We start from the raw sequence: 12,645 nt of genomic DNA on the forward strand, positions 1-12,645 counted from the left end.
CCGCTCAGAACAGGAACGACGCGACGCCTTCCCCAGCTGGCTCCACACCTACAATCACCACCGCGGACACACCGCGCTCGCAGGCAAACCACCCGTCAGCCGCGTCCCCAACCTCACTGGGCAATACAGCTAGCCCGGCCGGCGGCGGCGGCCTGGCTCAGGCCGCCAGCTGGTCCGCGCGCTTCGCTTCGCGGCGCCGCAGCGCGTCCTCGTCCGTGTCCGCGTCGTACGTCACCAGCTTCGGCAGCAGTACGGACAGGGCCGCCACCGCCGCCACGCACATCAGGCCGCCGCTCCAGAACGCCGGCCGGGTGCCCGTCCAGCCCGCCACGCTGCCGGCGCGGACCTGGCCCAGCTGCGGGCCCACGCTGTACGACAGCACCTCGATGCCGGCCAGCCGCCCGCGCAGCTCCTCGGGGATGGTCTGGTTCCAGATCGTCGCCCGGCCCAGGCCGCTCAGCATGTCGCCGGCTCCGGCCACCGCAAGGCAGGCCAGCACGACCCAGATGTCGGTGAACCAGCCGGCCCCCGCGATCGCCGCGCCCCAGACCACGGCTCCGAACACCACGAAGAGGCCGTGCCGCCGCACCCGCGAGGTCCAGCCGCTGGTCATCCCGAGCACCAGGGAGCCCACGGCGCCCGCGGAGTACATCAGGCCCAGCGCCCACACCGCGTCGAGCTCGTCCGCGAGGAAGGGGAAGATCGTGTTCGGGAAGGCGAAGAACATCGCCGCGAGGTCCACCGCGTACGTGCCCAGCAGCACCGGCCGGCTCCACGCGTAGCGCGCCCCCTCGGCGATCCCGCGCAGCGACGGCCGTTCAGCGCCGGGCGACGGCGGCGCCGGGGTCAGCCGGGTGCACAGCACGACGGACAGCACGAAGCCGCAGACGGTGACGGCGTAGGCCGCCGGATAGCCGGCGTAGGCGACGACCAGTCCGGCGAGCGCCGGTCCGGCGATCGCGCCGATCTGGTAGCGCAGCGCGTTGAGCGCGGCGGCCGCGGTCTGCTGCTCGTGCGGCACGATCCGCGCCATCATCGAGTCCAGGGCCGGACGCTGCAGCCCGGCCAGTGCCGATACGCCGGCCGCGACCACGTACAGCGGCCACAGCAGTGGGTTCGGCAGCAGGGCGTTCACGAGCAGGACGAGGGCCAGCACCCCCAGACCGGCCTCGCTCAGCAGGATCATCCGGCGCCGGTCGATCGCGTCGGCGAGGGCCCCGCCGTACAGGCCGAAGACCACCAGCGGGACGAGCTCCACCGCTCCCATCGCGCCGACCGCGAGCGGCGAGTCCGTCAGGTGCTTGATCTGGAGGGGGAGGGCGATCATCGCCATGAAGGACGTGAAGAACGTGACGGCGCCCTGGAAGAAGAGCAGACGGAAATCGCGGCTGGAACGCCACGGGGCGAGGTCGGGAAGCAAGCGGGACGAACGGGTGGTACTCACAACGGATCATCGTGCGTGACCCGCTCGCGCCCGGGCAACGGATTTTCCCGGGCCCGGGCCCGGGCCCGGGCCCGGGCCCGGGCCCGTCGCATCACGTCACGTCGTTCCGGTTCCCAGGTGCTGCCACAGGAAGGTGTACGCGAGCGCGTGGTTGGCGGCGGCCTGTTCGTTGTCGCTGGCTCCGCCGTGACCGCCGCCGGTGTTCTCGTGGAACAGCACCCGGTGGCCCAGTTCCCGCAGCCGGGCGGCCGTCTTGCGGGCGTGGCCCGGGTGGACGCGGTCGTCGCGGGTGGAGGTCATCAGGAGCAGGGGCGGGTACGGCCGGTCCGCGGACAGGTTGTGGTACGGGGAGAGGGCTTCGAGGTGGGGCCGGTCGGCCTCGCTGTCGGGGTCCCCGTACTCGGCGACCCAGGACGCCCCGGCGAGCAGCCGGTGGTAGCGGAGCATGTCGAGCAGGGGCACCTTGGCGACGACCGCGCCGAACAGCTCCGGATAGCCGACGAGCATGGCGCCCATGAGCAGGCCGCCGTTGCTGGCGCCGGTGATGCCGAGCTGCCCGGGGGTGGTGATGCCCCGGGCGGTGAGGTCGGCGGCGACGGCGGCGAAGTCCTCGAAGGCCCGTACCCGGTTCGCGCCGAGGGCGGCCCGGTGCCAGGCGGGGCCGTACTCGGCGCCGCCGCGGATGTTGGCGACCGCGTACGTACCGCCGCGGGCCAGCCAGGCGCGGCCGGTGAGCGGGCTGTAGTACGGGGTCTGCTGGTCCCGGAAGCCGCCGTACCCGTAGAGCAGCGCGGGCCCCGGCCGGTCCCGGCCGGCCGGGCCGACGACGAAGTACGGGACCTGCGTGCCGTCGGCGGAGGTCGCGAAGAACTGCCGGACCGACAGGCCGCGGGCGTCGAAGCGGGCGGGGGCCTGCTTGAGCGGCTCGGTGTCGGCGCCGATGTGCCCGTACGTGAGCGTGGAGGGCTGCAGGAAGCCGTCGACGTTGAGGAAGTACTCGTCGCCGACGTCCGGGTCGGTGTCGGTGACGGTCGCCGAGGACAGCGCCGGCACGTCCGCCAGCGGCCGGCGGCTCCAGCCGTCCGGGCCGGGGGTGAGGACCTCGATGCGGGTCGCGACGTCGGCGAGCGTCTCCAGGATCAGGTGGTGGCGGGTCCAGCTGTGCCCGGCCAGCGCGGTGCGCTCGTCCGGCGCGAACAGCACGTGCGCGGTGCGGTCCCCGGCGAGGAACGCCTCGAAGCCGAAGGCGAGGAGCGAGCCGGCCGGATGCCCCAGCCACGGGGTCTTCGGGGTGACGATCAGCCACTGCCGGTACGCGTACTTCCCGGCGTCGTCCGGCACGTCGATCCTGACGAGCCGGTCGCCGTCGGCGAGGAGGTGGAGCTCGTCGTGGAAGAAGTCGGTGGAGCGGGAGACGAAGTCGCGCTCGTAGCCGGGGGTCGCGTCGTGCCATCCGGAGGCGGACACGTCCCCGGCCTCGGCTTCGAAGACGAGTTCGGCGTCCGCCGGGGCGGTGCCCCTGCGCCAGCGGCGGACCGTACGGGGATAGCCGGAGGCGGTCAGCGAGCCCGGTCCGAAGTCGGTGCCGAGGAAGACGGTGTCCTCGTCGATCCAGCCGATCCGGGTCTTCGCCTCCGCGACCTCGAAGCCGCCGTCGACGAAGGCGCGGTCCTCGAGGTCGAACTCGCGGACCACGACGGCGTCGGAGCCGTCCCGGGACAGCTGGACCAGTGCCCGCCGGTAGTCGGGGTGGCGCACCCGGGCGCCGGCCCACACCCACTCCTCGCCCTCCTGCGCGGCGAGGGCGTCGATGTCGAGGAGCACCTCCCAGGCGGGGTCGTCCTTGCGGTACTGCTCCAGCGTCGTACGCCGCCACACGCCCTTCGGGCGGTCCGCGTCCCGCCAGAAGTTGTAGAGGTGCGCCGCGCGGCGGACGGTGTACGGGATGCGGTCGGCGTCGTCGAGGGCCTCGCGCAGCTCGGCGCGCAGCGCGTCGAAGCGCGGGTCGCCGGTGAGCGCGGCGGCCGTCTCCGCGTTCCGCTCCTCCACCCAGGCCAGCGCGGCCTCGCCCTCGACGTCTTCGAGCCACAGGAAACGATCTTCAACAGTCACCCCATGATTGTGCAGCCCCGCGGGGCCGCCCGGAGCCGCGTCGGGCCAGGGGCCTCCGCCGGGGTCGTGGTGGGGCCCGTCATGCCGACAGCGGACGGTCGTGGGCGCCGACGGGGGCGGGCAGGGCCGTCGAGCCGGTGAGGTAGCGGTCCACGGCCGCGGCGGCCGCCCGGCCCTCCGCGATGGCCCACACCACCAGGGACTGTCCGCGCCCGGCGTCGCCCGCCACGAAGACCCCGTCGGGCCGGCGGCGGGAGGCCCGCTCCGGGGGCTTGCCCCACGCCGGCGGCACGCCCGGGGCCGGCGCCTCGGCCCACGGCGGCGTCCTGACGTGCGGGGCTGCCCCGCCCGGCGGGGATCCGTCCGGGGGCGACGGCGCCGGCTCGCCGAGGGCCGCGAAATCCGCGTCCCGCGCGAAGTTGCCCCGGCCGTCCCGGGTGAGCCCGAGCTGCTCGCCGAGCCCGCAGGCCCGCTCGGGCCCCGAGAAACCGAGCGCCAGCAGGACCAGCCCGGCCTCCAGCACCCGCTCGGTGCCCGGCATGGGCGTCCTCCCCGCGGGCTCGACCGCGGTCAGGTGCAGGGCGCGTACCCGGCCCTGCGCATCGCCCTCGAAGTGCATGGTCGCGCTGGAGAAGACCCGGGGATCGGTGCCGTGACGTCCGCGCGCCTCCTCGTGGGCATGGGAGATCCGGTACACCTGCGGGTGCACCAGCGGCCAGGGCTCGGCGTCGGTACGCTCCGGGCCGGGCTCGGGGCGGATGTCGAGCTGGATCACCGACAGGGCTCCCTGCCGCAGGGCGGTGCCCAGGCAGTCCGAGCCGGTGTCCCCGCCTCCGACGATCACCACGTGCCGGCCCTCGGCCGTGATCCCGGGCGCTGCCAGATCGCCCTCGCCGACCCGGTTGGCGCAGGTCAGGTAGTCCATGGCCTGGTGGATGCCGTGCAGCGCGCGGCCCGGCGCGGCCAGCTCCCGGCGCTCCGCGGCCCCGACGGCGACGACGACCGCGTCATGGCGCCGTCGTATTTCGGCCGCCGATGTCCGGCCGCCGATGTCCGCGTCCGTACGGAAGACGGTGCCCTCGGCCTGCATCTGGGCGATCCGCCGGTCCAGGTGCGCCTTCTCCATCTTGAACGCGGGGATGCCGTAGCGGAGCAGACCGCCGAGGCGGTCGTCCCGCTCGTACACGACGACGGTGTGCCCGGCCCGGGTCAGCTGCTGGGCCGTGGCGAGCCCGGCCGGGCCCGAGCCGATGACGGCGACGGTCTGCCCGCTCAGCCGGCCGGGCGGCGCCGGCGGGGTGTAACCGAGCTCCCAGGCCTGGTCGGCGATGGTCTGCTCGACGTTCTTGATGGTCACCGGGTCGGCGTTGATGGCCAGTACGCAGGCGTCTTCGCAGGGTGCCGGGCAGAGCCGGCCGGTGAACTCGGGGAAGTTGTTGGTGGCGTGCAGCCGCTCGGCCGCGGCCCGCCAGTCACCGTGCGCGGCGTACGCGTTCCACTCGGGGATGAGGTTGCCCAGCGGGCAGCCACCGTGGCAGAAGGGGACGCCGCAGTCCATGCAGCGGTTCGCCTGCTCGGACACCAGGGGCAGCAGCGTCTGCCCGGCGTGCACCTCGCGCCAGTCGCCGAGCCGCTGGTCCGCGGGGCGCGACGGGACGGGGTTCCGGGGGGTCCGGAGGAAGCCGTACGGGTCGGTCATACGCCGCCTCCCTGGTCACAGGCGGATACGGCGGTCAGACCAGGCTACGCCGGGTTCCGGACTGCCGTGGTGGCGAGGAACGCCGTGATGGCCGCCAGGAACCGCTCGGGGTCGTCGAGCCACGGGGCGTGACCGGCTCCGGGCTGGACGACGAGCCGGGCGTGCGGGAACAGACCGGCGTACTCGACGGCGGCGGGCCGCGGCAGCGATACGTCGAACTCGCCCGCGAGGACGAGCACGGGGGCGTCGAGCCCCGCGAGTGCCTTACGGGTGGTGTCGGGGTCGAAGGCGCCCTCGCCGGCGTAGGCGGCCGTGGCCTCGGCGTTCTTCTGGGCCTCGTCGGCGGCGTCGTAGGCGCGGGCCGCGTCGTCCCAGCGGCCGTGGAGGAAGGGGGCGATCGCCTGCCAGCTGTCGGCGGTGCCCCGGCCGGCGACGACGGCTTCGAGGGCGGCGTACGCGTCCGGGTACCAGGGCTCGCCCCGGCGCAGACGGGCGGTCTCGAGCCGGGACTCGCCGGTGATCGTGATGCCGACGGCCATGACGCTCGGGGTGAGCAGGACGAGCTTGCCGACGCGCTCCGGGTGGCGGCCGGCGTACAGCGCCGCAAGGTTCGCGCCGGCCGAGTGCGCGAGCAGGTCCATCCGGTCGAGGCCGAGGTGCGCGCGCAGGGCCTCGACGTCCTCGACCTGCCGGTCACAGCGGTAGGAGCCGGTGTCGGCGGGCACCTCCGAGCGGCCGGTGCCCCGGAGACCGAGCATGATCAGCTTCCGGTGCGCGGAGAGCCCGCCGAGCTCTCCGAGGTAGGCGGAGTCCCGCATCGGCCCGCCGGGGAGGCAGACGAGCGGGGGCCCGTCCCCGAAGACGTGGTAGGCGAGCAGCGTTCCGTCCGGGGCGGTGAAAGTAGGCATGGGCCCAGACCCTGTCAGCGCCCGCGGCACCCGGCAACCGGGTTTCCCCTGCACCCGGCCGTCTTCACCCGGGGGCGGGGCCCTGTTCCGCGCCGGCGGCCGCAACCGCAGCATGCAGGGCCGCAGCCAAGTAGCGCTGCACGACGTCCAGTTCGGCGGGCGTGAAGTCCTCGGCCGCATCGACCAGGCCGCCGATGAGCGGGCCGAAGAAGGACCGGCCGAGCTCGACCGCCTTCGGCTCCACCACCAACAGCACCCGGCGCCGGTCGCGTTCGTCGCGACTGCGGCGGACCAGGCCCAGCCGTTCGAGCCGGTCGAGCAGGGCCGTGGTGCCCGCCGAGTTGAGCCTCAGGGCCTCACCGAGCCGCCCCGGGGTGACGGCCTCACCCGCGCGGCCGGCGTCGAGCAGCCGGATCAGGGCCCGCAGGTCGGTCGGGTGCAGGCCGTTGCGCCCGGCGAACTCGCCGCCGCGCAGGTGGAGTTCCACCGTGACCGCCCGCAGGAGGTGGACCAGCCGCATGGCGGGGGTGTCGTCATCGCTCACTCGGCTAGTATCTCGCCGAGCGAGATAATTGGCCAACGAGACGATGCCCAGGGGCCACCGTGTCCGCATCCCGTCGATTCTTCGCCGCTTACGATGCGCTGCTCGCCCGCTGGCCGGCCGGCACCGCAGAGATCGACGTTCCGACCCCGTACGGCACGACCCGCGTCCATGCGTACGGGCCCGCCGAGGCCGCTCCGCTGCTCCTCCTGCACGGCGGCGGCTCCACCGGCGCCGTGTGGTTCGCCAACGCCGCGGCGCTCGGCGCGCACCACCGGGTGCTCGCCGTCGACATCCTCGGCGACGCCGGCCGCAGCGTGCGCGCGGGCCGCCCGCTGCGCACCACCGCCGACCTCATGGCCTGGCTGGACGCGCTCCTCGACGGCCTCGGCGCCCGGCGCGCCAGCCTGCTGGGCCATTCGTACGGTGCCTGGATCGCCCTGACGTACGCCCTGCACGCGGCGCAGCGGGTCGACCGGCTGGTGCTCCTCGACCCGACCCAGTGCTTCGCCGGCTACCGGCCCGGTTTCCTGCTGCGCTCACTGCCCGTGCTGGTGCGCCCGACGGCGGCGCGCGTGCTCGGCCATCTCGACCGCGAGACGGCCGGTACGGACACGGACCCGGGCTGGAAGCGGCTGTTCGCTTCGGCGGCCTCGGATTTCACGGACCGCAAGCTGATCGTCGGCCGCCGCCCGGACCTCGGGGCGCTCGCCGCCCCGCTGCTGGTCCTCCTCGCAGGCCGCAGCGGTGCCCACGATCCGCAGAAGGTCGCGGCCCGCGCCCGCGAGGCCGTACCGCACGCCCGGATCGAGGTGCTCCCGCACCTCAGCCACTACGCACTGCCCACGGCAGCGCCGGCCCGGACGAACCGCCTGATCTCCGAGTTCCTCACGGCCGCCGACCGGCCTTGAACCGGCCGGGGGTCAGTCCAGGTCGAGGTGGTAGGCCCCGGCCGCGGCGTCGGCGAACAGCGTGAACTGGATCCGGGGGCCCGGCTCGCCGCCGCGGCCGGCCTCTGCCTCGCCCTCGCCGTCGAGGTCCACCTCCACCGGCTCGGCGTCCACGAGGACGTACTCCCCGTAGCCCTCGAAGTCCCCGGGCCCGTCCGCGACACCGATGTGGATCGGCGTCTCGTCGGGCAGCGCTGCCAGTACCTCGCGGAGCCGGCCAGCGGTCCACACCTGCGGATTGTGATCGAACATGTCAGCCATGCCGTGACATTAGAGCGCAAAGGGTGCACCGCGGTCACGGCGCGCCGGAGGGTTTCCCGCATCCGCGACGACCGTCACCCGGAGTGCGTCCAGAGGCCGCCCAGGTGCGCGTGGAGGACGTCCTGCGCCTCGTACGGGGTGAGGTGGCCGATGAGGACGTGTGCGGTGAGGCCGTCCGCGAGGGCGAGGAGGGTACGGGCCTCGCGCTGCGGATCGAGGGGCACGGCGCGGCCCGCATCTTCCGCCGCCTCCGCGATGAGCCGCGTGAACGACTCCTGGAGGGCTGCGTAGTTCGCCTTCAGCGCCCCGGCGAGCGGCTCGCTGACCGCCGCCTGCGCGACGAAGGCCAGCCAGACCCGCGCCTCGGCCCGGTGCTCCTCCCGCAGCAGGGAGATCTCGGTGGCCGCATGGCCCAGGGCGGTGCCGGCCGACTGGGCCGGGCTCCTGACGAGCCGGGCCCGTACCCGCTCGCCGATGCGCTCGCCGACGTACCCGAGGGCGAAGACGAGCATCTCGTCCTTGGTGCGGAAGCACCGCTGCACGGCGCCCATCGACACCTCGGCCCGTGCGGCGACGTCGCGCAGGGTCACGCCTTCGAGCCCGCTTTCGTCGGCGAGGCTGCACACGGCCTCGGCGATGAGGCGGCGTCGGCCCTCGTGGTCCACCTGCCTGGGCATGCCCGGTCCCCTCCCACCCGCTTCTCTGTCGTACGGGCGAGTTTATTCGATGCGATCGCATCGGTTCCGGGCTATCGTTCCGATACAGTTGCATCGGAACGTGGAGGGGAGAGGGTTCACGCCATGCTGGATCCCTTGTGGCAGATGTCGGCCGCCGCGCAGGCGGAGGCGGTGCGCCGCGCGGACGTGTCGGCAGTGGAGCTGGTCGACAGCCACCTGGCGCGCATCGCGGAGGTCAACCCGCAGGTGAACGCGGTCACTCAGCTCTTGGCGGAGCGCGCACGCGCGGCCGCGGCGCACACCGACCGGCTGCGGGCCGAAGGTGCGGCGCTGGGGCCGCTCGCGGGTGTGCCGTTCACGGTGAAGGAGACCACCGCCGTCGAAGGCGTGCCGACCACCTTCGGCACCGCACGCTTCCGCGATCTGGTGGCCCCGGCCGACGCCCCTCCGGTTGCGCGGCTGCGCGCGGCGGGAGCCATCCCGATCGGGCACGGCAACGTACCGACCCTGATCCTGGCCGGGATGCACACCCGCAGCGAGCTGTTCGGCGACACGGTCAACCCGTGGGACCGCAGCCGGACCCCGGGCGGCAGCAGCGGGGGCGATGCGGTGGCCGTCGCCACGGGCATGGCGGCGCTCGGGCTCGGCAACGACTCGGGCGGATCGGTGCGCATCCCGGCCCAGTTCTGCGGCGTGGCGGGGCTGAAGCCGTCCACGGGCCGGTTCCCGGCGGACCACCGCGCATTCGGCCCGGACGACCCCGGCCCGGCCTCCCAGATGCTCGTCACCGACGGACCGCTGGCGCGGTCGGTGGGAGACCTGCGACTGGCGTACGAGGTGCTGGCCGGGACCGATCCGCGTGATCCGCGGGCCGTACCGGTGCCCCTCTACGGGGAGCCGCTGCCCGGGCCGGTGAAGGTCGCCGTGGTGGCGGACCCCGGCGGGCAGGGCGTCCACCAGGCGGTACGCGGGGCCGTGGAGGCCGCTGCCGGCGCACTGCGGGACGCCGGGTACGACGTACGCGAGGTGGCGGACGTACCGCGCATGGCCGAGGCGCTGGAGGCGTACGGCCGGATCACCGTGACCGAGTTCGCCCCGAGCTGGCCGGTGGTGCGCACGCTGCTCGGGCCGGGCGGGGACCGGTACATCGCGATGGCGATGGAGCAGACCCCGCCCGCGAGCGCGGACGAGCTCGTGAAGCTGATGGGCAGTTGGCTGAACATCCGCCGCTCATGGGCCGAATTCCTGGACGAGTACCCCCTGTTGCTCGGCCCGGTGTTCACCGAGCCGCCGGTCGAGCCGGGGCTGGAATCACGTGACAGGGCGGGCCGCGACCGGGTGGGGGCGGGCATGCGCCTGTGCAGCGTGACCAGCTTCGTGGGCGTGCCGGCCGTGGCCGTGCCGACGGGGGTGGCCGACGGGCTGCCGTGCGGGGTCCAGATCGTCGGGCGGGCGTTCCGGGAGGACCTGTGCCTGGACGCCGCGCAGGCGGTCGAGGACCGGCTCGGGGTCCTCACGCCCCTGGACCCGCGCGGGTGAGGCCGGGCCCGGCCCGGGGTGTCAGAGGCCTCCGGTGTGGAGCAGCCGGTTCGGGGTGTCAGAGGCCTCCGGTGTGGAGCAGCCGGTTCGGGGTCTCGGCCGGGACGCCGGTCAGGACGTCGCGTACGGCCTGCTCGGTGAGCCAGGTGCGGACCTGGGCGGGCGTCGCGGTGGGGTGTGCGGAGAGGTAGAGGGCCGCGACGCCGGTGACGTGCGGGGCGGCCCACGAGGTGGCGGTGGCGTCACTGGTGGCCGCGGAGCCGCCCGCGAGCGCGGAGGTGATCTTCTCGGCGGGGGCGTAGAGGTCCACGCAGCGGCCGTACCCGGAGCCGAATCCGCCCCCGTCGGTCCAGTGGCGGTCATCGGCGGTGGCTGCGGCCACGACGATCGCGCCGTGGGCGCCGGCCGGGGAGTGGCCGCAGGCGTCGTCGTTGAAGTTGCCGGCGGCGACGACCGTGGTGATCCCCGCCTCGATCATGTGCTGAACGGCGGTGTCGACGGCCGTGGAGCGGTTCTTGAGGTTGAGGGACATGTTCACCACGGCCGGGCGCTGGGCGTGGGCGGTCACCCATTCCACCGCCTTGACGACGGAGTCCTCCGGCGCGGTACCCGTGCTCGGGGAGGCGTCCTTGGTGTGCGGGCCACTGCCTTCCTCGCACGCGATGCCCTGGACGCGCACGATGCCCGCCTTCGGGGCGACGCCGTACGTGGCGCCGCCGATGATGCCCGCGACGAACGTGCCGTGACCCAGTCCGCCGCCGTCGAAGCAGTCACCGGCGTCCGGATCCCCGACGAAGTCGCCGCCGAGGGCCGCACGGCCGCCGAACTCCGCGTGCTTGACGTCGAGCCCGGTGTCGATCACGTAGACGTGCACGCCGTTGCCGTCGGCGCGCGAGGTGAACTTCCCGTCGAGCGGACGGGTGCGCTGGTCGAGGCGGTCGAGGTTCCACGGAACTCCGGTGCGGACGACGGGCTTCGCCGCTGCCGGGCCCGACGGCGCACCGGACGGCCGGGGACTGCCCGTCGGAACGCCGGTGGGCACCGTCGTACCGGACGGTGCGACGGACGGCGATGCGCCGCCGGCCCCCGCACCACCGCCCGACCCGGGCACCTCCTCCGGGGAACACGCCGAAACGCCCAGTGCCGCCAGTGCCACGACGGCTCCGAGCATCGCCCTTTTGCTGCGCCCGCGTCCCATGACCCACCCCTGTCGCCGTGCGGCACCGCGCCGCCGAGGACGGAGACGCCCGCCCCACCCCCACCGGTTGCCACCCGGCGCGATTCCGTTTCGGCAGTACCGGCCCGCCCCGGGGCCGGCAGTTGCAGCGGCCCGGGGCTCCGGCCGGTGGGCGGGATGCGGGATCCGGGATGCGGGATGCGGGATGCGGGGAGCACTCCGGATCACGGACACGCTCCCGCCCGACGGCGAGGGTCCCCCTGGCATCCGGGCCGCCGTCATCCCAGTCCCCGCAGGTTCACCCGTTCAGGGACTTCATCAGCTCGGGGGCGTAGCGGTCGCCCGAGACGACCCCGTGCGGGGCCACCGCGTCGATGGCGGCCAGGTCCGCGTCCGTGATCGTCACCGCGGTGGCGGCGATGTTCTCCTCCAGGTAGCGGCGGCGCTTCGTGCCCGGGATCGGCACCGCGCCCCGGCGCAGGGTCCAGGCCAGGGCCAGCTGCGAGGGGGTGACTCCCTTTTCCGCGGCGAGGCGGCGGACCCGGTCGACGACGGCCAGGTTGCGGTCGAAGTTCTCGCCCAGGAAGCGGGGGTCCGTACGGCGGAAGTCGTCCGCCGCGAAATCGTCCGGGGTGGTGATCGCGCCCGACAGGAAGCCGCGGCCGAGCGGCGAGTACGCGACGAGCCCGATGCCGAGATCGCGCAGGGTGTCGAGGACTCCGTCGTACTCGATGCCGCGCTCGAAGAGGCTGTACTCGGTCTGTACGGCGGCCAGCGGGTGCACGGCGTGCGCACGGGCGATGGTGGCGGGCGCGGCCTCGCACAGGCCGATGTGGCGGACCTTGCCGGCGGAGACGAGCTCGGCCATGGCCCCGACGCTCTCCTCGATCGGGACGTTCGGGTCGACGCGGTGCAGGTAGTACAGGTCGATGTGGTCGGTGCCGAGGTGGCGCAGGGAGCGGTCGGCCGAGCGGCGGATGTACTCGGGGGTCCCGTTGTAGCCGCGGAACGCGCCCTGGTCGGTGAACTCGACGCCCGTCTTCGTGGCGATCACGGCCGCGTCGCGGCGGCCGGCCAGCGCCTTGCCGAGGAGCTGTTCGTTCAGGAAGGGGCCGTAGCCCTCGGCCGTGTCGAGCAGCGTGACGCCCAGTTCCAGGGCGCGGTCGATGGTGGCCAGGGACTCGGTCTCGTCGGTGGCTCCGTAGTGGGCGCTCATGCCCATCAGGCCGAGGCCTTCGGCGCCGACCTCGAGTCCCTGACCGCCCAGTGCGCGAATCTCCATGGTGCTTCCTCCGTAAGTAACTAACTGGATAGGTTGACTATGCACCCCGCTCGCG

11 protein-coding genes and 1 pseudogene are annotated in these 12,645 nt (G+C 74.1%); 3 read left to right on the top strand and 9 right to left on the bottom strand.

Annotation, left to right across the window (positions count from 1 at the left end; all coding sequences use genetic code 11):
- Positions 1-133 (top strand): annotated as a pseudogene (locus ACZ5WG_RS04390) (IS481 family transposase); the annotation flags it as partial.
- A gap of 24 nt (positions 134-157) precedes the next feature.
- Here ACZ5WG_RS04390 and ACZ5WG_RS04395 read toward each other — a convergent pair.
- The 5 genes from ACZ5WG_RS04395 to ACZ5WG_RS04415 all read right to left on the bottom strand — a co-directional run bounded on the left by ACZ5WG_RS04395 (position 158) and on the right by ACZ5WG_RS04415 (position 6,707).
- Positions 158-1,444, bottom strand: a complete 1,287-nt coding sequence (locus ACZ5WG_RS04395; protein ID WP_468720543.1) for an MFS transporter — start codon at positions 1,442-1,444, stop codon at positions 158-160.
- Between the two features lie 96 nt (positions 1,445-1,540).
- Entirely contained in the window at positions 1,541-3,556 is a 2,016-nt protein-coding gene (locus tag ACZ5WG_RS04400) for a prolyl oligopeptidase family serine peptidase (RefSeq protein ID WP_468720545.1), read from the bottom strand.
- 79 nt (positions 3,557-3,635) lie between these two features.
- Entirely contained in the window at positions 3,636-5,255 is a 1,620-nt protein-coding gene (locus ACZ5WG_RS04405; RefSeq protein WP_468720547.1) for a glutamate synthase subunit beta, read from the bottom strand.
- A 44-nt stretch (positions 5,256-5,299) separates the two neighbouring features.
- Complete coding sequence (locus ACZ5WG_RS04410; protein ID WP_468720549.1) at positions 5,300-6,163, bottom strand: alpha/beta fold hydrolase; 864 nt, start codon at positions 6,161-6,163, stop codon at positions 5,300-5,302.
- A 64-nt stretch (positions 6,164-6,227) separates the two neighbouring features.
- Positions 6,228-6,707: a MarR family winged helix-turn-helix transcriptional regulator gene (locus tag ACZ5WG_RS04415; protein WP_468720551.1), complete on the bottom strand. Its 480-nt coding sequence runs from the start codon at positions 6,705-6,707 to the stop codon at positions 6,228-6,230.
- A 59-nt stretch (positions 6,708-6,766) separates the two neighbouring features.
- On the opposite strand from ACZ5WG_RS04415, the gene ACZ5WG_RS04420 reads away from it, so the two are divergent.
- A complete protein-coding gene (locus ACZ5WG_RS04420; protein WP_468720553.1) occupies positions 6,767-7,615 on the top strand; it encodes an alpha/beta fold hydrolase in 849 nt (282 codons plus the stop codon).
- 12 nt (positions 7,616-7,627) lie between these two features.
- Here the strand turns inward: ACZ5WG_RS04420 and ACZ5WG_RS04425 are convergent, their stop codons facing one another.
- Both ACZ5WG_RS04425 and ACZ5WG_RS04430 read right to left on the bottom strand, forming a co-directional pair.
- Positions 7,628-7,915, bottom strand: coding sequence for a DUF6225 family protein (locus ACZ5WG_RS04425; RefSeq protein WP_468720555.1), 288 nt, complete (start codon positions 7,913-7,915; stop codon positions 7,628-7,630).
- Between the two features lie 74 nt (positions 7,916-7,989).
- Positions 7,990-8,592 carry a TetR/AcrR family transcriptional regulator gene (locus tag ACZ5WG_RS04430; protein WP_468720557.1) on the bottom strand — a complete coding sequence of 201 codons (603 nt, stop codon included), beginning with the start codon at positions 8,590-8,592 and terminating at the stop codon, positions 7,990-7,992.
- Positions 8,593-8,715: 123 nt separating this feature from the next.
- Here ACZ5WG_RS04430 and ACZ5WG_RS04435 point away from each other — a divergent pair, with 123 nt between their 5' ends.
- On the top strand, positions 8,716-10,131 hold the full coding sequence (locus ACZ5WG_RS04435; protein ID WP_468720559.1) for an amidase: 1,416 nt from the start codon (positions 8,716-8,718) through the stop codon (positions 10,129-10,131).
- A 58-nt stretch (positions 10,132-10,189) separates the two neighbouring features.
- On the opposite strand, the gene ACZ5WG_RS04440 is transcribed toward ACZ5WG_RS04435, so the two are convergent.
- Both ACZ5WG_RS04440 and ACZ5WG_RS04445 read right to left on the bottom strand, forming a co-directional pair.
- On the bottom strand, positions 10,190-11,329 hold the full coding sequence (locus tag ACZ5WG_RS04440) for a S8 family peptidase (RefSeq protein WP_468720560.1): 1,140 nt from the start codon (positions 11,327-11,329) through the stop codon (positions 10,190-10,192).
- Between the two features lie 277 nt (positions 11,330-11,606).
- On the bottom strand, positions 11,607-12,590 hold the full coding sequence (locus ACZ5WG_RS04445) for an aldo/keto reductase (protein WP_468720561.1): 984 nt from the start codon (positions 12,588-12,590) through the stop codon (positions 11,607-11,609).
- Positions 12,591-12,645 lie beyond the last annotated feature (55 nt).

This window comes from Streptomyces sp. NPDC032745, from assembly GCF_055579465.1.

Bases quoted from the DNA above. Each gene is read 5' to 3' on its own strand.
- ACZ5WG_RS04405 (WP_468720547.1), bottom strand. From the start codon at position 5,255: ATGACCGACCCGTACGGCTTCCTCCGGACCCCCCGGAACCCCGTCCCG.
- ACZ5WG_RS04410 (WP_468720549.1), bottom strand. From the start codon at position 6,163: ATGCCTACTTTCACCGCCCCGGACGGAACGCTGCTCGCCTACCACGTC.
- ACZ5WG_RS04425 (WP_468720555.1), bottom strand. From the start codon at position 7,915: ATGGCTGACATGTTCGATCACAATCCGCAGGTGTGGACCGCTGGCCGG.
- ACZ5WG_RS04430 (WP_468720557.1), bottom strand. From the start codon at position 8,592: ATGCCCAGGCAGGTGGACCACGAGGGCCGACGCCGCCTCATCGCCGAG.
- ACZ5WG_RS04435 (WP_468720559.1), top strand. From the start codon at position 8,716: ATGCTGGATCCCTTGTGGCAGATGTCGGCCGCCGCGCAGGCGGAGGCG.
- ACZ5WG_RS04440 (WP_468720560.1), bottom strand. From the start codon at position 11,329: ATGGGACGCGGGCGCAGCAAAAGGGCGATGCTCGGAGCCGTCGTGGCA.
- ACZ5WG_RS04445 (WP_468720561.1), bottom strand. From the start codon at position 12,590: ATGGAGATTCGCGCACTGGGCGGTCAGGGACTCGAGGTCGGCGCCGAA.